Below are 18,739 nucleotides of genomic sequence, written 5' to 3'. Positions count from 1 at the left end.
TTGCTGCTTCGTGGTGCGTTAAAAGTTGAGGCGCGCCTGGACCTGTCCGATACGACCTGGACCATAGGTGCTGGTGATGCGGCCAAAGGAGGTCGAGCAGCAGGTCATGCCCGGCACCGTGAAGTTCGTCTTGTTCAGCACGTTGTAGAACTGTCCGCGAATCTCAAGACGAGCGTTGAAGGGAAGCACGAACATCTTGGCCACGCTGGCATCCAGCGAGTCATAGGAGTCGCCGCGCAGGAAGCCGTTCGGCACGTTGCCGCGCGGGTCGTTCGCTGTTCCGTTTTGGTCTGCCGTGGTGGCTGTGGTGGAGGTCGCGCCCGTTGAGTATGGGTTTGTCGTGGCGAACATCACCGTGCAACCGCTGTAGCTTGCCTGTGCCGTGCTCGCATAGACCGAGTCGCAGAACGCACGCTCCGGGTGTCCCGGAATATGCATACGCTGATGCGCCTGCTTGCGCACCTGAGCGGGCGTAAGGTTTGCTACCGAGGCGAAGTACGGGCGGTACTGAATGCCGCCGTTGTTCGTCAGCAGGTTCACACCGCTCGGCGTGAAGTTCGGCGTCAAAGCGGGGCCGGAGTGGAACTGGTGATACATCGCGATCTGCCAGCCGCCAACAACCGAATCCACCGCTCTGTTGGCATGGCGCAGGAACGTTCGTCCGCGGCCCACGGGGATCTTCCACGTCAGCGAAGTGATGTTGACGATGGGCAGATCGAACTGCAGCGGGCCGTAGTCTTCTCGGCTATTGCCGTAGTAATCCGTCGGGCTGCCGGAGAAGCCGCGCGACGCCGTCAGGAAGTCGCCCACATTGCCGAGCGCACGCGACCAGGTGAACGCATTCAGGAACCACAGACCGAAGATGTTCTTGCCTTCGATGCGAGCCTGCAGGCCGTTGTAGTTGCTCATGCCGCCGTTGTACGTCTCGGTGACGTCGGCGATGTTCGAGTAAGGGCGACGGAAGTAGCCCTGCGCGTCTGTGCCCAGCTCAGGACGACGCTGGTTGTAGGTGCCGACTTCCTGCAGCTTCACGCCGTGGTTGCCCACGTAGGCGATGTCCGCGAGCATCTTCGATCCAATCGCTGTCTGCACGCCGACATACCAGCTCTGCACGTACGGGTCGCGGTAGCTGCGCGGCACCCACTTCACCATCGAGGTGTAGAGGTTGAAGTTCGACGGCGATGCCATGTTCTGTGGGAAGCCGTTGTCGAGCGAGTAGAACGTGGAGGTCGCGGTCACGCCCGTCAGCTTCGTGTACGCGGGGATCTGGTTATAGACCACAGCGTTCATCTGCGGCCCGTTCACGGCAAGGTCATCCGCTTCGCCCGAGCGCGTGTAGTGCATGTAACCGATGCCATAGCCACCGTGGACTACGAGCTTCGAGTTGGGCGAGAAGGCCAGGCCGAAGCGCGGCATCAGGTCGTTGAGGTCGGGATCGATCAGCTGCTTCTGGTACGCCGAGCCGGAGGCCGCTGCGCGGATCATCTGTCCGGTCTGCGGCGTGTTCTGCGGATCGAAGTTGGTCATGCGGCTGTCCTTCTCTTCGAAGTGCGAGGTGTACTCGTAGCGCAGACCGATGTTGAGCGTCAGCTTCGGAAGAATGCGCCAATCGTCCTGTAGGAACGCGCCGTGTCCGCCCTGACGAAGATGCGCAACGAAGAGGCTTGTCATCGAGATCTGGTCCGGGACGCCGAACATGAAGTCGCTGAAGGTATAGCCGGTGAAGGACGATTGATACTGCATGTCACCGTAGATCGGGTTCACGTCTTGCACGGTCTGGCGCAGATAGTTGAACTCATAGCCGGTCTTCAGGTTGTGCTTGCCCACCAGCCACGAGTAGCTCACCTTCGGATCGAGGAAGAACGGGTACTGCCACTGCGGGCTCGTCGACTGACGGCCGATGTCGCTGTAGCCAGCGAGTTCCTGCGTTACCAGGCCGCCCCAGATGCGGGGATCAGTGGGGATGCCCTGAATGCCGAAGGTGCGCGGATCACCGATGGTGTACGGCATCTTGCCGGCCTTCGTATACGAGATGCCGAGGCGTGCTTCGAGCAACTGCGCCGCGCCCACCTGACGCGTCAGGCCGAACGCGAGCTGCTGATTGATGGTGCGGTAGTAGCTGGAGCTGCCGCTGATCGGAGGCGGCAACAGCGGACCATCGAGATCGTGCTCCTTCGATTGGCTCACACGCGCAAACGACGACATGCGTGGGCTCCACTGGATGTCGAGTCGAGCATCTTCCTTGTCGTAGCTGTTCACGAAACGCTGCAGCGAAGACCAGTTGCTCGAAATCGAGCCGGCGCCCGCGCCGTTGTTTTTCGGCAAGGGGAACGCATCAAGAATCGACAACGCGATCGGCGACAGCACACTGCGCGGCAGCGGACGGTCCGCAGCATACGTCGCTCCGGTGAAGGGGTTCATCACGGTCGTGGTGTTGTTGCTCGCAGAAGGCGAAGCGATCAACTGATGCTGCGCCACCGTGAAGATGTTCGCCTGGTTCACCACCTGCCGTGCCTGGCGAACGCCCTCGTAGTCAGCGAAGAAGAAGAACTTGTTGCGCAGGAACGGACCGCCGATGTTGCCACCGAACTGGTTGCGGTTCAGCGTGGTGCGCCTCGTGGCGCCGGAGTTGTCGGTTGCGCGGAAGTAGCCGTTCGCGTTCAACAGCGTGTTGCGGAAGGACTCCCACAACATGCCGTGAAAGTGGTTCGTGCCCGTCTTGAACGCTACGTTGATCGTGCCACCTGCCGAGCGGCCATACTCGGCCGAAGGAATCGTCGTGACGATCGAGAATTGCGAAAGATCATACTGCGAAGGATTGATGACCTGGTTGGAGAAGCCCTGGTTCGACGTGCCGTGCGCGTTGTTGTCCATGCCGTCGAGCAGGTAGTTGTTGTACGTCGAGCGCATGCCGTTGATGTTGTACGAGCCTTCACGCACCACGCTGCTCGTGCCAAGGTCCTGGCCCACAGCGTCCTGCACCACGCCTGCGGAAAGCTGCACAAGATCGCTGTAGTTCATGTTGAGCAGCGGAAACGCGTCGATGGTATCGCTGCCGATGACCTGCTGCTTCTGGCTGCTTGCGGTCTCGAGTTGAAGCTCCTGCGAGTCAACCGTCACGGTCTCTGAGGTGCCTGGTACAAGCTGCGCATTCACCTGCTGGTTGGTGCCAACGGAGAGGCGAACGTCCTTGAGCGTCTGTTCGTTGAAGCCCGGCAGCGAGATCTTGATGGTGTACGTGCCTACCTGCAAGGCGGGAACCGCATACTGTCCGGCCTTGTCGGTCTTGCGCGTGATGGTGATGTTCGTAGCGTCGTTCGTCACGGACACCATGGCGTTGGCGACAACGGCGCCGGTGGAGTCGGTGACGCGGCCCACGATAGAGGCTGTTTCAAACTGCGCGAAGCTGCGCATGCTGCTCAGTGCAAGCGGCGCGAGTGCGAGATAGGTGTATGGCTTGAAGCGCATGAAGCCTGATTCTCCTGCTGTCATTAGGGAAACGTTGCGTGCCGGGGCACGGAAGAATGAGTGGCGCGGCCGTTACGGCATCACGCCGGCTTTTGCAGCAGCGCGCAGAGGCACCGTGGGAGCAGCGAGACCGACAATCTGCACCATGCGTCCGCCTGCTGCGTTGCCATAGCTGGCCACCCAGATCGAACCCGTTGAGTCGATGGCGAAGTCATACTTTGTGCTCAGGCCCGTGGTGCAGGTCTGCACCGTGGAGCTGCTGCTGCCCGTGCCTGTCGTCGTGCCCGCGTTGTAGCAGGGATAGTAGCCCTGCGTCGTGCCGGTCGACGGAACGTATTGATAGAGGAAGGTGCCGGTCGTGTTGTCGAGGTAATAGATATTGCCCGCGCCGTCGGTATCCATATCGCGAGCGTTCGTTGCGCTGTTGGCTGCCACCTTCGTCGCTGCCACGGTGGCGGAGGCACCGCTGCCGGTCGCAACCGTCTTGAAGAGGCCTGTGCTGCTGACGTTCGTCGCCGTCCACGCGTTGTTGCTTGCGTCGATCGTGAGACCCCAGTCGGCTGCGCCGGTCGGCGTTGCGGTCATCAAGCCTGCGGTGTAAGTCGGCGCCGTGGTTGTGCCAGTGTTCGAGAAGAACAGCGTGCGCGCCGTCGAAGAGTTATAACCTGCTGCCCAGATGTTGTTGTTGCTGTCCGGACGAATCTGCAGCACCGTATACGATCCGCCTGCAGGCGCAGGCGAGAAGCTTGCTTCTGCATACGTGCCATTGTTCAGCGCGAGTTCGTGCAGGTTCTGGCCGGTAGTGTTGTTGGCTCCATACCAGACGTCGCCCAGTTGGTCCACCGCGATGCTGAACAGCGAGGTGGAGGTAGAGGGGAAGCGCGCGATGACGGAGCCGCTCTTCGCATCCATCTCCTGCACGAATGCGGTGGCCGTCGTGGTGCCACCGTTGACGACCCAGACATGACCGTTCTGGTCCGCTGCAACACCGCGCGGACTCGTGAGGTTCGTCGTGTCCGTAGCGGAGGTCCACAGGTTTGTGCCGTTGCTGCTCAGCGCGATCACATTGCCCTGCGTGCTGGTGGAAGCCGACGGGTTCGAGTAAAACACCTCGTCGTTCGCATCGATCGTGACCCACTGCGGGTACACCGAACCCTGCGCCGTGGTCGTCGCACCGTAGCCGTTCATGTAATAGATCGCGACGCTCCAGTCATTCGCGCCGCCGCTCCCTGCCGTGCCCAGGCTCGTGAGCTCGGGGTAATACACGTCCACCGTCGAGGTCTGCGGTCCGGTCGTGCCCGCGCCAGGAATCGGCGTAAGGCTGAACGTGAGGATGCTCTGCGCGTTCGTCGCCGGGGAGAGCGCAATGTTCAGCATCGCCTGCAGCGAGTTCGTCGGCACCGTTCCGCTCGCCGGAGTGGCGAGTTGATACAACGTGCTGCAGTAGGAGAAATCACCAGCCGTGAGGTTCGCATTGCCCATCGTGCAGAGGTACTGCGTGTAGGCCAGCGAGTTCAGCTCCTGCACCGGTACAAGGCCGCCGGTCGTCATATCCGCAGCGCCGTTCGTGTATTGCGTGAACGCTCCGAGCTTGTACGGCAGCAGCGCATTCGCATTCAGAAACGCGTGTGCGAGTCCTGCATAGTTGCCGACAGTGCCGGTGCCGTTCGTGCCTGCATAGTTCGTTGCAGCGCTGGTCACATTCACCGTCGTGCCATTCACGCTGATGAAGTTTCGCAGCGCCCATACGGCCGCAATCGTCGAGGCTTCGTTCGTGATGGTGGTGACGACGTTGTTGCTCGCTGAGCCGGAGGTCAGCGCAGAGCAGTCACCGATCGCCGTCATCATCAACGAGTTCGGATTGTTTGTCTGCGTCGCGGTGTTCGAGATAGAGCTGCCCGAGAAGCCGTACGGCACGCCGCCCTCTGCGGTGATGTAGAGCTGGTCAGGGCTTGTGCAGCTGATGCCAGAGGTGCTCCAACCGCCGAGTGTGTTTGCCGTCAGCGTTTGCAGCAGCTTCGCCTGGCCTACATAGACGCCGTTGGTCGCCACGCCGTTGGGCTGCGTTTCGTAGATCTTCACGGTCGCGCCGGCCATGTAGTTGCGGCCTGCGAGTACCTGTCCCTGCAGCGTAGCTCCGCTGGTATATGTCGTCGGTGGCGCGGCGCTCTTCACGCTGCAACCTGAAAGAACGGCAAGAGGTGCAATCGCGGCCGCCACACGTGCGAGCCTGGTTCTGCTTTGCATGAATCGTGTCTCCATAACTCTGTCGTGCGCTTACTGCACGGTGATGGTGAAGGTGAGCGAGTTGTTCACGGTCGGCGTCGTCTCATCCGCAGCAGTGAGCGTGTAGGTGTACGTACCCGCCGCTGCGCTGGTGTTGCCGATACCCGCATTCGTGCCACAAGCTGTCGTCGTCAGCGCGAGGAAGCTTGCCACCGCGACCAGCATCAGCGCGGGCAGCGATTTGCGGCTGCGAAGCTTCCACGCCATCAGCGTGCAGAGCAGCACACTCAGCATCGCCAGCGGCCAGTACGAAACCAGCGACGCAGACTTCGTCGTTCCCGTCGCGATCGCCAGCGAAAAGGTGCCGGTCCCGTTGTTCGCGACCGTCAGTTCAGAAGGCGTCGATACGCATTGCGTGCTCGTCGGTACGCCGAGCGAGTTTGCATTTGGCGAACCCGTGCACGTGAGCGCCAGCGTGCCACCGTAACCGTGCACCGCCGTCACCGTAATCGGGAAGGTGAGCACTCCGCCGGCCGACACCGTGCCCGTGGTCGTCGGCGTGGTCATGGTGAAGCTGCCGGTCGAGATCGTCAGACGCGTCGAGGTCATGTACTGCGCGCCCGTGCTGTCGTTGATCGTGATGTTCAGCGGATACGTAAACCCCGCCGTGGTCGTCGATGGAATGGTCGTGGAGAGCGAATAGATGCCATCGCCAGCGGTCGTATCGCCATGCGTGCCATCGTCGTACATCTGCAGCGCGCTCGCGCCGTAGTACACCGAATCGAAGTTGGCGTACACCGTCAGCGTTCCGCTTGCGGGTGAGGTCGCCTTCGTTACCGCGGCGGTCAGCAGCACCGTATCCAGCACGCCTGGATTCGTCGGCGTTGCCGTCATCACCGCGCTCAACTGCGTGCCGGTGGGGCACGGTGTCGGCGTGGACGCCGAGTTGTAATACGTGACGCCGGTATTCACGAAATCGTTCGCGTTGTCGAAGGTATCGATGCAGCGGTTCTTACGCGTCACGCCAAGCTGGCGACCGTAAGCGGAGCTGCCGTCGTAGAACGCGGGGTTTGAACCGGCGTAGCAGATGTTTGTGGTTGCCGACGTCGCAGCGTTCGTGGCAATGTCCGATCCGTAGCCCACCACATCGACAAGCTGCGAACCCGAGCCGCATGGTGCCGTCGTCACCGAAGTCAACGCCGTTTGCGTGTTCGTCAGCGCGACCGTTCCCGTGGTGCTGCTCAGGATGTTCTGCGTGGATGCAGGCGTGCCCAGCTCGATCGTCTGCAACTGGTAGTCGTAGGCGATCGCGGGCAGCGAGCCATAGGTGGAGAGCGTCGGCGAGCTTGCCGCGATCATGTAGTAGCCGCCCGCAGGGATCGAAATGTTCGACGGCAACTGGTACACCGTCCACGCGCCCGTGTTGCTCGTTCCGCTATGCGTTTGGATAGCGCACTTTGCGCAGGTGATCGCAGCCTGCGTCGGGTTGAAGAGCACGATGGTGTCCTGGCGATAGCTCGCGCCCGACAGTCCGCCTGCGCCGGCGACCTCGATAATCTTCAGGTTGTTGTTGCCCGCAGAAGCAAACGCGTTGGTCGCGCACAGAAGCATGATGCAAAGCGCGAATATCGTCTTTGCGAAGTTCGTGCGCTTCATCGTGGGAGTAGTCATGAGGTGTCGTTCTCCGGTTGTCACCCTGCGCTATTGCAGGCGGAAGTCCATCAAGCGATATGCGGCCGTACCTTCGGCACGCGTGGCTGTTCACAGCGAAACAAGGCGCACGTGGTCGTTCACTCGATAGCGATCGAGTGTCGAAGACATCCATTGCTGCTCAGTGCGAGTGGCCGTTCGGGCGGCATTCGGCCGCGCTTTGCATCTCCGCGCGACGCTATGCCTGACTCACCGTGTGCTCTTGTTGTATGGACATATCTTTTCGCAACGCGACACGTCTATGTGTCAATAAGCCGTGAATGAACGATGAATGAACGATGTGTTGCAGCAAGAAGAATGACGGCCCGAAGGCCGCCATTCATGCACACTTCGTGCTGTGATTCGCTAAGTGCTTTAGCGTTCGTACTTCACAGCAGGCTGCTTCGCTGCGGGCAGCTTTACACCCAGCATCTTCGCCACAGACGGCGCGATCTGTCGCATGTCGATCACGCCAAGATCACGTCCTGCAGCCACGCCCTCGCCCATCACCATAAAGGTCGAGCGCAGTTCAGGATGCTCCGGCAGGTAGCCATGCGTGCCGGTCGAAGGAGCGTCCTTCACCGCAGCACCGCGCACCGCACCGCTGGCTGACCAGCCCGGGTTGAAGTCGATCAGGCAAAGCGCATTCGGCGTGCCACCTTGCTTGGCGACTTCCGGCCCTTCGACGATCTTGTGGATGCCGTACTCCGGGTTCTCCGCCATCTTCGCAACCACCTCGCGTACCTTCTTCGCCATCGCTGCATCGTTCGAATCATGCAGCATGATGACCGCCGTGCCGCCGGACTCCCACGCCTGCGCGTCCCAGCTCTCGATCGGCGAAACACCCTTCGGCTGCTTGCCCGGCTTCAGGCGGATCAGGCCTGCGTTCGCCAGAATCGCGTTCAGATTGACGTGATGATCGACGCGCACGAAGCCGTGGTCGGAGACCACAACGATCTTCGCATCGGGGTTCTTCTTCATCTCCGCGTCGATGATCTCGCCGACTTGCTTGTCCAGCGTAGTCACGGAATCGTCCGCTTCCTTGCTGAAGGGCGAGTGCAGATGCTCCTGATGATCGAGGTTGGTCAGGTGCACCAGCGTGAGGTTCGGGTTGTAGGTGTTGATGATGCCGATTGCCCATGCGGTCTTCTTCACATCACCGTCTTCGTCCGCGGTCGTGGTCACGCCGATCGTCGACTTGATATCTGCGGGCTTCAGTACAGCACCCTGCGGCGTGTCCGTTTCTTCCGACTGGCCGAACTCTGCGATCAGATAGTCGATCGGCGCGCCCACGGTTACAGGCCAGCCAATGGCCGAGGTCTTCAGACCTGCAGCATCTGCAGCCTGATAAAGCGTCTGTACCTTCAGCGCGTTGAAGTACCAGTACCACTCGCCAGGATGCTGATACTCCGGGTCGAAGGTCGTGTTCGCGAGGATGCCGTGCTCGTTCGGCCAGACACCCGTCACCATCGTCGTGTGGCTCGGGTAGGTGACGGTGGGGATCACGCCACGCACACCCTCGGCATAGGTGCCGTCCTTCAGAAAGCGCTCCAGCGTTGGCAGCGAGAGGCCATGCTCCCTGGCCCTGGTCACATACTCGGGCTTCATGCCATCGAGCGAGATCATCACCACATGCGGCTTCGCCTGAGCGAATGCCGTCGCGGCGCTGGCTGCGATCGCCAGCGAAAGAGCGGCGCGGCGAACGCGCTGCTTCATGGTTTGCGTTGTTTCAGACATCGTGTTTCTTCTCCGGGGGAGGGAATGGCCGCTCATGCGTTTTCGCACACTGGGGCGCAGCTACAGCGCGCGCGAAGACAAGAGAGCAGAGGGGAAACTCCTCTGCACTTTCCGGGAGCGATGTTGCAGCTTGATGAAGCCTCTCCCCAGCCGCGGGCCGCGCCTTGCGTTATGTCGCTGCAAACACACGCCTCGACGCATTCTGAAAATTTCCGCAACTTGTAGGCGGGGAAGTTCGTATCCTTCACTACAACGACATTTTGTTGTCTATGTTTCACCTCTGAGGAGTTCTATGCGTTTTCTTGCAGTCGCCTCTCTCCTTGCCGTGAGCGCACTTCCCGTGCTCGCGCAAGCTCCTGCATCCTCGGCCAAGCCCGTCGCGCCGAAGAAGCCCGTCCTGTTGGACATCAACGGCATCGACAAGACCGCCGATCCTTGCTCCGACTTCTACCAGTACGCCTGTGGCAACTGGCGCAAGAACAATCCGCTGCCCTCGGACAAGACGCGCTACGGCCGCTTCAACGAGCTGCACGACTACAACCTCTACTCGCTCTACACCGAGGTGACCAAGGCATCTGAGTCGCCCAACGGTCCCGTGCAGAAGCAGTACGGCGACTACTTCGCCGCCTGCATGAACACCACGAAGATCGACGAGCTCGGCATCAAGCCGATCAAGCCCGCGTTCGCCAAGATCGATGAGCTGAAGGACATCAAGGGCCTCACCGCGCTGGATGTGGACTTCTTCGCGCACCGCGGCGGCGGCTTCTTCTTCAACGTCGGCGTGCAGCAGGACCAGAAGGACAGCTCGCAGCAGATCCTCGGCACCGGCCAGGGCGGCCTCTCGCTGCCGGACCGTGACTACTATCTCAATGACGACGACCGCTCCAAGACCCTGCGCGCCAAGTACGTCGAGCACATGAAGAAGATGTTCGTGCTCGCCGGCGATACGCCGGAGCAGGCCGCGGTGGAAGCGGACTCGGTGCTCCGCATCGAAACGGCACTCGCTAAGGGCTCCATGGCCCGCGTCGAAATGCGTGACCCGGCCAAGCGTTACCACATCATGACCATCGCTGAAGTCGAGCAGCTTTCGCCTGTTTTCGACTGGCAGCAGTACATCGCTGGCATCGGCGTCGCACAGGCCAAGACGCTCAACGTCTCCTCGCCCGGCTACGTCACCACCGTGCAGCAGGTGCTCACCGCCGAGCAGCTTTCGGCCGTGAAGAGCTACATGCGCTGGCACACCTTGCACCGCGCTGCCTCTGCGCTCTCGAAGCCCTTTGAGGACGAAGACTTCGACTTCTTCCACCGCACGCTGGCTGGACAGAAGGAGCCGGAACCGCGTTGGAAGCGCTGCACCCAGGGCACCGATATGGCGCTCGGTGAAGCCGTCGGCCAGGACTGGGTGAAGACCTACTTCCCGCCGCAGGCCAAGGACCGCATGGAGAAGCTCATCAAGGCGCTCGAAGCATCGATGGCCGTCGACCTGCAGAACCTCGAGTGGATGAGCCCGGAGACGAAGGTCGAAGCCCGCAAGAAGCTCGACGCGATCGCCGACAAGATCGGCTACCCCGAGCACTGGAAGGACTACTCCTCCATCACCGTCAAGCGTGACGACTTCATCGGCAACGGCGAGCGCATCTCGCTCTTCGAGACGCGCCGCAACCTGAACAAGTTCGGCAAGCCAGTAGATCCGACCGAGTGGGGCATGACGCCTCCCACGGTGAACGCCTACTACTCGCCCTCGCAGAACAACATCAACTTCCCCGCAGGCATCCTGCAGCCCCCGTTCTATGATCCGTCACTCGACGCGGCAGCGAACTTCGGCGGCATCGGCGTGGTGATCGGTCATGAGATGACCCATGGATTCGACGACCAGGGCGCGAAGTACGACCTCAAGGGCAACGTGCGCCAGTGGTGGACTGACGAGGACAAGAAGAAGTTCGAAACCCGCACCGGCTGCGTCGCCGACGAGTACTCGAGCTTCCAGGTGGCTGAGGGCCAGAACCTCAACGGCCGTCTGACCCTCGGCGAAAACACCGCCGACAACGGTGGTCTCCGCATCTCCTTCCAGGCGATGGAGAAGACCATCAAGGACAACCCGAAGACGGCGCTCCCCGGCTACGTCGACGGCAAGCGTGACGGCTACACGCCGGAGCAGCGCTTCTTCCTCGCCTTCGGCCAGGTATGGTGCGAAAACTCCACCGAGCAGAGCCGCCGCGTCGCTGCCAAGACCGATCCGCACTCGGCCGGTCAGTACCGCACCAACGGTTCTGTGCAGAACTTCGACGAGTTCGGCAAGGCCTTTGGCTGCAAGGTCGGCTCGCCCATGCGTCCGGCCAACGGTGGCTGCCGCGTCTGGTAGTTCCTCGTTGAAACCACCGGGGCGACCTCTTCAGGAGGTCGCCCCGGCCTTTTCTACCCCTCAAGTGCACGGTTTTTCATGCAAGATCGCGGGATTTTCCGTTGCGAAATTGGCAGAAAACCCTCGCGCCATCTACAATCGTGCATAGGTTTGTACTCCTCCCCGAGACAGGTTTCCCTGTGCTCACCATTCCCGGCAACGGGTAGGGCGCGGGTGATGAAGGAAGCGCATGAAGTTTAGTTTGTCTGGCCGTTTTGCACTGGCTCTGTTCGCATCAATGTTGTTGGGCCTCGGCATGACGGGATGCGGTGGTTCCACTATCGCTTTTCTCTGGGTGATCGGGCAGCAATATAACCAGGTCGCTGCTTTCAAGGTGGACAACTTCACCGGCAACCTGACCTCCACGCCGCATCAGCCGTTCTCGACGAACGGTACGGCTCCCGTGTCGATTCAGGTGAAGTCGGGCGGTCGCTATGTCTACGTGCTGAACCAGGGCACCGGCGGCGCGCAGGGCACTCACGCTACCAGCGGCAACGTGGCCGTCTTTTCGGTAGGCGGCGACGGTACGCTGACCTTCCAGCAGAGCTACGTCACGCAGGGTTATGTTTCGCAGTGGATGGCATTTGACTCCACCGGCAGCTACCTCTATGTGCTGGATAAGTACTCTCCTTCGGGCGACGGCAACGGCGCCATCACGGCTTATCAGGTGGACTCCTCGAGCGGCCGCCTTTACCTCGTGCAGAACACGCAGTCGGTTGCGAACGGCTCAGCCGCGCTGACATACTTTGAAGTGGGCAGCTCGACGCAGGCGTTTACCTCGCCCTTCATGGTGAAGAGCACCGGTTCCTGCCTCTTCGTTGCGAACGCAACGCAGATCCAGCCGTTCACCTTCTCCAGCGGTCAGCTCGTCACCGTCACGAACGGCGCAACGCAGCTTTCGGCGACCAACATTTCGTCGATCAACGGTTCGAGCTCTCTGCTCTCCATTACCGACTCCGGTGCGAACTCGGTAGCCCTCTACACCGTGGGCACGAGCTGCGCTCTTTCGGCGATCGCTGGTGGCAGCTACAGCCTGGCGCAGGACGGCACGGTGAACCCCGGCTGGTCGATCATCGACAACAGCGGCAAGTACCTCTACGTGCTGAACCAGACCACGAGCCGCACGCTGACCAACATCACCTACAGCTCGATCACGGCGTTCTACATCAACACCTCGAACGGCAACCAGATCTCGGAACTTGCTGGCTCGCCCTTCCCCGTCGGTTCGAACCCCAAGTGCATGGTGGAAGACCCCACCAGCCAGTGGCTCTACACCGCAGACCACGATTCGGGTACGGTTACGGGTAAGGCGTACAACAATACGACCGGTCAGCTTGCTGTTCTCAGCCGTGGCTCTACCTTCAGTGCAACGGGGCAGGCACAGTGCCTGGCGATCTCGGGCGCGACGAACTAGCTTTCTACGATCTGCGGGCGGAGGATTCGTCCTTCGCCCGGCAACACACCATAGAAGTCGGGATTGCCGGTTTCCAATTTCACTCTTAGATGTTTCACGCAAGGAAGCACATGAAGTTCAACAAGCTGGGCAAGATTGCGATGGCTGCCGGGATGTCTCTGGCGATGACGCTGGGTTTCACGGCCTGCAGCCGCGACTACGTCGCCGCCTACGTTTACGCCCCTTCGTACACGAACGGAAAGATCTCCGCGTTCGCGGTGGACTATCAGACCGGTATCCTCACGCAGGTTTCGGGTTCGCCCTTTACGGCTTCATGGGCAACCGGCACCTCGCGCGTCATCGCATCGCCTGACAGCAAGTACCTCTACGCCATCGGCGCCGACCAGGTTGCCCAGGTGGAGGTCTTCTCCATCGGTACGGACGGCAAGCTGTACGGCGTGCAGACGCAGGACTTCTCCTCGCTCGGCACCTACGCGACGGGTTCGGCGATGGATTCGACCGGTAAGTTCCTCTACGTGACGTACCGCTACCAGGCCGGCTACGGCCCGTCCTCGTACGGCCCCGGCGGCGTGAGCATCTACCCCATCGACACGTCGACCGGTAAGCTCGGCACGCCGACCAATGTTGCACTGGCTTACACGCCGGTCGGCATCAGCGTCACGGTGCCGGTTTCCTACAACGGCAACTCGGTCTTCGTATACGTCGCGCAGCAGATCTCGCAGACCACGACCTCCGGCATCGTCACCGAGTACCAGCAGAACCGCACGACTGGCGCTCTGACGGCCATCGGATCGATCGCAGCCGGTGTGAACCCCTCGTTCATCATCACCGAGCCGAGCGCGCGATTCACCTACGTCTCGGACAAGACCTCGAACCTGATCTACGGCTTCCAGGCTTCGAGCTCGGGCGTTCTGACCAGCATCGTCAACAACAACTACACGACCGGCCTCTATCCGGTTTCGATGACGATCGATCCGCGTGGCAAGTACCTCTACGTTGCAAACTACAACGCGAGCACGGTATCGGGTTACACGATCAACGCTTCGTCGGGTGAGCTTGGCGGCATCGCTTCTTCGGGCTCGTTCACTACGCAGACCGGACCGAACTGCGTCACGGTAGATCCGGCGATCGGCAACTACCTCTATACCTCGAACTATCTGGACAACTCGATCTCGGGCGCTCAGCTGCGCAGCGAAGACGGTACCCTCACCGCTGTGGCGAATTCGCCGTTCACCGGTGTAACGCAACCGAACTGCATCACCTCGGTCGCGAACGGTAGCCACGCTGACTCCTACGTCTACCCGAAATAAGAGAAGTCGGAATCGCAAGAACGTCAGAGATGCCCGCCCTATGGTGGGCATCTCTTTTGCTGTCTCTACTTCCTGCACGCGCGCGGCTACACTAGAGGCTATGCACTCGAAAGCGTTCAACGTCGGCCCCATCCATGTAGGCGCGCCGAAGCTCTTCCTCCTCGCAGGCCCCTGTGTGCTCGAAACGGAAGCCCACGCGCACAAGCTGGGCGAAGCGATCGCCCGCATCACCTCGGACCTCGGCATCCCGTACGTCTTCAAGGCCAGCTACGATAAGGCGAACCGTACTTCGATCCGTAGTTTCCGCGGTCCCGGCCTCGCTGAAGGCTGCCGCATCCTCGCCGGCGTCGGCAAGGCACTGGGCGTTCCCGTTGTCACCGACGTCCATGACGCCGAGCAAGCCAAGGCTGCTTCCGACGCGCTCGGCGATGTCGAGGCGATCCTTCAGATCCCGGCTTTCCTCTGCCGCCAGACGGATCTGCTGATGGCCGCGGCGCAGACTGGTCGCGCGATCAACATCAAGAAAGGGCAGTTCGTTGCGCCCTGGGACATGAAGCACGCCGTGCAGAAGGTCGTGGACAGCGGCAACACGCGTGTTTCGCTCACCGAGCGCGGCGCCAGCTTCGGCTACAGCAATCTCGTGGTGGATATGCGCTCGCTTCCGCAGATGCGTGAGTACGCTCCGGTGATCTTCGACGGCACGCATTCTGTGCAGACACCCTCGGCGAACAATGGCACCTCCGGCGGTCAGCCTGAGTTCATCCCGGTGCTCGCGCGCGCGGCGGTGGCTGCAGGCGTCGACGGCCTCTTCCTCGAGGTTCACGACAATCCCGCCGAGGCGAAGTCGGACGGCGCGAATGCGCTGCATCTCAATCACCTCAAGCCGCTGCTCGAGAAGCTGTTGGCGATCCACGAAGCGGCGCGCTAGGCTGCACCCGCGTTTCCAAAACTCAAAGCAGCCACCGCGTCACCGGTGGCTGCTTGTTTGTTGCTTGTCGCTTGCGTTTACTTCGTGGCGACGGCGATCGCGGTAATTTTCGGATTTTGCGTATTCCACGCCGGGGCTACGTTCTCGACGATCACGCGGAAGTCGGCGCCAGCGCCGGGCGCGATCGGGTCTTGATTCATCGGGACGGCGTTGACCTCGGGCACGCGCATGCGGATGATCTGCATCTGCTCGGTGGCGATCTGCGGGGGCGTGCCGGCGTCGTTGGGGAAGGCAAGCTGCGCGGTGATGCCGGTGACGGTCTTGTCGCCCTTATTCACGACGTGGCCGTCGATGTAAGTGAGCTTGCCGCCGGTCATCGTATCGGATTCGCTGAGCGTGATGTTGGAGACTTCGAGGTTGGTCGCGTAGGCTGCGGGCGGCTGCGGCTGCGTGGGGTCAAACGCAGGGCCGTGGCGACGACCGAGCAGCACAAGCACGGCCACGAGCAGCACGACCGCAACGGCTGCGATGGAGATTGCGGTGGTGGGGAGCTTGCGCTCGGTCGGCTCGGTGGGGCTGGTGAACATCTCGCTCATGCGCATGATTCTAGCAAGGGTATGGGTGGTCTTGAGGAGGGAGGCTGGGAGGGGAGCCAGGGCGAGGAGGAGGTTGGCGGCTTCCTTGAGCATCCTGCGAACCCAGGTCTCAAAATCGAGACGTGGGGCACCCGTTCGTGCGGGGGATAAGCAGCGGATCTTCGCAGCGGAGGAGTCTTACTAGACCCTAGACCCTAGACCCTAGACCCTAGACCCTAGACCCTAGACCCTAGACCCTAGACCCTAGACCCTAGACCCTAGACCCTAGACCCTAGACCCTAGACCCTAGACCCTTAGGCGAAGGTGGCGCGCTTCACGGTCTGGCGGAAGTCCTGCCCGGTCATCTCGACCGGCACGCACATCTCCTGCAGGCGCGAGCGCATACGCTCGCCGATGCGGTCGCCGAGCGTCTCTTCGCGCATCGTCGCCTTGGCGGCGTTCAACTCGCCCCCAAGCGGCGGCAGGTTCGCGTAGTTCGTCGTGATGATCGTGGTGCGGCGGTCGTTGTAGCGCGTGTTCAGGATGTGTGCGACCGTGTCCCACACCCAGTCTGTCGGCTTGTTCGCGCCCAGTTCGTCGAGCACCAGCACCTCGGCCTCAAAGACCGGCTGCAGGATTTCAAGCTCTGTCACATCCACCGAGCGGTTATAGCTGTTCTGCACCTGCTTCAGCAGGTCGCGGTAGTCGAAGAAGAGGCCGCGCGCGCCGCGTTCGGCGATCAACGCCTGCAGCATGCCCACGCCGAGATGCGTCTTGCCCACGCCGATGGAGCCTGTGAGCAGCAGGCCATTCCCGCCTGTGTCGAAGGGGTAGGCCTTCACGAAGTTGCGCGCCTGCATCAGCGCGGTCATCAGCGAGCGGTTGCCCATCGTCTCGTAGCTGTCGAGCGTGCAGTGCTGATAGCGCTGCGGGATCCGTGCGTGCCCGATCATGCGTGCGGCCTTGCGTTTTGCGGCGCAGTCACATGGCACAGCCATGCGAACGCCGTTGGGGCGTTCCACCACGCGCATTCCGGCGCCTTCGCAGATTGGGCAGAGCTCTTCCATCGCGTCTCTAGTATCTCCCGGAGTGCGCATGAGGGAAACTGCAACCAGCGGCGGAAAACAAAGTGGAGGCCGTGTGCCGAAGACACGGGCGCATCTGCCCTGTTTCGAACGCCTTGGCCCCCTATTGGAGGGGGGCGGCTCTGGTGGTAAACTAATCGGAGCGCCTATAGCCCCGGGAGTCGGGGCCCAAGCCCGAGCGTGACTGGAACATCGATGCCGCAGAGCGGCAAGCGAACCATTCTCGAGCAGGAGAGCTAAAAGGAAAAGACAATGCCGAAGCAGGGAATTCACCCCAACTACGACGCAACCACCGTGCGCTGCGCATGTGGCAACAACTTCCAGACCCGTTCGACGCACAAGGGCGACATCGTCCTCGAAATCTGCGCCGCTTGCCACCCGTTCTTCACCGGTAAGCAGAAGCTCGTCGACACTGCAGGCCGTATCGATCGCTTCCGCCGCAAGTTTGCTGCGACCGAAGCCAAGAAGGCCGAGATCGCTGCGCAGTAACTCTACGCAGAGACAAGACCACGGAGGCCCTCGCCACAAGCGGGGGCCTCAGCTTTAGAGCCCTATGACCCGCGATACGTACATGAAGAAAGAATGGACCAACTCGGTAGACCGCTCGATGCCCGCGACTGCGAGCGTTCCGGCAGAGGTGACGATCGGCAACGTCCGCATCGCGCCCGCGACGGTGCTGGCCCCGATGGCAGGCGTCACCGATACGGTCTTCCGTCGCTTCATCAAGAACGCGAGCATGTACGCGGCTGCACCGACGAGCGATCCCTCGACAGCAACGGACTCTTCGGCTGACGTCGATGTCACGACGAGCAATGAGCAGTCCGGCTGCGGCCTCATCATGACCGAGTTCACGTCGGCCGATGGCCTCTCGAAGATGCGTGAGTCGAAGCGCAAGCGCTACCTCACCTACTACGACGATGAGCACCCCATCTCCGCGCAGCTCTTCGGCTCCAACCCCGAAACCCTTGCTGAAAGCGCGCTCATCTGCCAGGACGCAGGCTTCGACTTGGTCGACCTGAATCTCGGCTGCCCGGCGAAACGCGTCGTTGCCTGCAACGGTGGCTCCGGTCTGCTGCGCGATCTGCCGCTCATCCAGAAGATCTTTGAGCGCGTTCGCTCGTCGGTCACGATTCCGTTCACGGTGAAGTTCCGCCTTGGCTGGAATGAGTCCAACATCGTCTGCGTGGAGCTTGCGAAGATGGCCGAAGACTGCGGCCTGAACGCGCTGGCGCTGCACGCCCGCACGCGTGAGCAAGGCTACGCCGGCGAAGCGCGCTGGGAGTGGATCGCCCAGGTCAAGGATGCGGTGAAGATTCCCGTCATCGGCAACGGCGACATCCGCACGCCGGAAGACGCCGCGGCGATGGTCGAAGCGACGAAGTGCGACGCCGTCATGATCGGTCGCGCGGCCCCGTCGAACCCCTGGATCTTCCGCCAGATCGCCGAGTACACCGCGCATCGTACCTACACGAAGCCGACGGAAGCTGATCGCTACCGCATGATTCGCGACTACTTCGCGCGCCTTATGCAGGAGCTGGACGAGCATCCGCAGTTTGAAGGCATCGCCGAGACCGACATCGAGAAGAAGCAGCGCCGCGTGCATGAGTCCGCACAGCGCGAGGCGATCGGCAAGATGAAGCAGTTCGCTTCGTGGTTCACGCATGGCGTTCCCGGTGGCGGTACGCTGCGCCGCGAGATCTTCGAGTCCAAGCGTGGCGCTGAAGTGATGGACAAGATCGACGCCTTCTTCGCCGAGCGCGCCCGCCTCGGCGAGTTGGAACACGTGACTGATTCTGCCAGCGAGGCCGACGCTGAGCTGGACGCGGCACCCGCAGCCTGGGGCTAAGAGCTTTCCGGGGGCTGACACCTTTCGTCAGGTGCGAAGATGTGTGCGCTCGTGCAAAAC

The 18,739-nt window shown here is 61.5% G+C and carries 12 protein-coding genes; 6 read left to right on the top strand and 6 right to left on the bottom strand.

Annotated features, from left to right (window positions below; all coding sequences use genetic code 11):
• Nucleotides 1-18: 18 nt before the first annotated feature.
• The 4 genes from OHL11_RS12285 to OHL11_RS12270 form a co-directional block, all read right to left on the bottom strand.
• On the bottom strand, nt 19-3,468 hold the full coding sequence (locus OHL11_RS12285; RefSeq protein WP_263371793.1) for a TonB-dependent receptor: 3,450 nt from the start codon (nt 3,466-3,468) through the stop codon (nt 19-21).
• A gap of 72 nt (nt 3,469-3,540) precedes the next feature.
• On the bottom strand, nt 3,541-5,715 hold the full coding sequence (locus OHL11_RS12280; protein ID WP_263371792.1) for an NHL repeat-containing protein: 2,175 nt from the start codon (nt 5,713-5,715) through the stop codon (nt 3,541-3,543).
• Between the two features lie 30 nt (nt 5,716-5,745).
• Nucleotides 5,746-7,365, bottom strand: coding sequence for a DUF3836 domain-containing protein (locus OHL11_RS12275; RefSeq protein WP_263371791.1), 1,620 nt, complete (start codon nt 7,363-7,365; stop codon nt 5,746-5,748).
• Between the two features lie 393 nt (nt 7,366-7,758).
• Entirely contained in the window at nt 7,759-9,120 is a 1,362-nt protein-coding gene (locus tag OHL11_RS12270) for an alkaline phosphatase family protein (protein WP_263371790.1), read from the bottom strand.
• A 292-nt stretch (nt 9,121-9,412) separates the two neighbouring features.
• On the opposite strand from OHL11_RS12270, the gene OHL11_RS12265 reads away from it, so the two are divergent.
• The 4 genes from OHL11_RS12265 (at nt 9,413) to kdsA (ending at nt 15,173) form a co-directional block, all read left to right on the top strand.
• Nucleotides 9,413-11,482, top strand: a complete 2,070-nt coding sequence (locus OHL11_RS12265; RefSeq protein ID WP_263371789.1) for a M13 family metallopeptidase — start codon at nt 9,413-9,415, stop codon at nt 11,480-11,482.
• 229 nt (nt 11,483-11,711) lie between these two features.
• Nucleotides 11,712-12,935: a lactonase family protein gene (locus OHL11_RS12260; protein ID WP_263371788.1), complete on the top strand. Its 1,224-nt coding sequence runs from the start codon at nt 11,712-11,714 to the stop codon at nt 12,933-12,935.
• Nucleotides 12,936-13,045: 110 nt separating this feature from the next.
• A complete protein-coding gene (locus OHL11_RS12255) occupies nt 13,046-14,245 on the top strand; it encodes a lactonase family protein (RefSeq protein ID WP_263371787.1) in 1,200 nt (399 codons plus the stop codon).
• Between the two features lie 100 nt (nt 14,246-14,345).
• Nucleotides 14,346-15,173 carry a 3-deoxy-8-phosphooctulonate synthase gene (gene kdsA / locus OHL11_RS12250; RefSeq protein WP_263371786.1) on the top strand — a complete coding sequence of 276 codons (828 nt, stop codon included), beginning with the start codon at nt 14,346-14,348 and terminating at the stop codon, nt 15,171-15,173.
• Between the two features lie 77 nt (nt 15,174-15,250).
• Here kdsA and OHL11_RS12245 read toward each other — a convergent pair whose 3' ends face one another.
• Nucleotides 15,251-15,769, bottom strand: coding sequence for a DUF2393 domain-containing protein (locus OHL11_RS12245; protein ID WP_263371785.1), 519 nt, complete (start codon nt 15,767-15,769; stop codon nt 15,251-15,253).
• Between the two features lie 293 nt (nt 15,770-16,062).
• Nucleotides 16,063-16,815, bottom strand: a complete 753-nt coding sequence (locus OHL11_RS12240; RefSeq protein ID WP_263371784.1) for an ATP-binding protein — start codon at nt 16,813-16,815, stop codon at nt 16,063-16,065.
• 270 nt (nt 16,816-17,085) lie between these two features.
• Between OHL11_RS12240 and rpmE the strand changes: the two genes are divergently transcribed.
• Both rpmE and OHL11_RS12230 read left to right on the top strand, forming a co-directional pair.
• Nucleotides 17,086-17,322 carry a 50S ribosomal protein L31 gene (gene rpmE, locus OHL11_RS12235; protein WP_263371783.1) on the top strand — a complete coding sequence of 79 codons (237 nt, stop codon included), beginning with the start codon at nt 17,086-17,088 and terminating at the stop codon, nt 17,320-17,322.
• Nucleotides 17,323-17,404: 82 nt separating this feature from the next.
• A complete protein-coding gene (locus tag OHL11_RS12230; RefSeq protein ID WP_263372074.1) occupies nt 17,405-18,679 on the top strand; it encodes a tRNA dihydrouridine synthase in 1,275 nt (424 codons plus the stop codon).
• Nucleotides 18,680-18,739 lie beyond the last annotated feature (60 nt).

This window comes from Granulicella cerasi, from assembly GCF_025685575.1.
GTDB lineage: Bacteria > Acidobacteriota > Terriglobia > Terriglobales > Acidobacteriaceae > Granulicella > Granulicella cerasi.
Note: the sequence above shows the minus strand (reverse complement) of the source record. Positions and strands in the feature narration are given on the sequence as shown.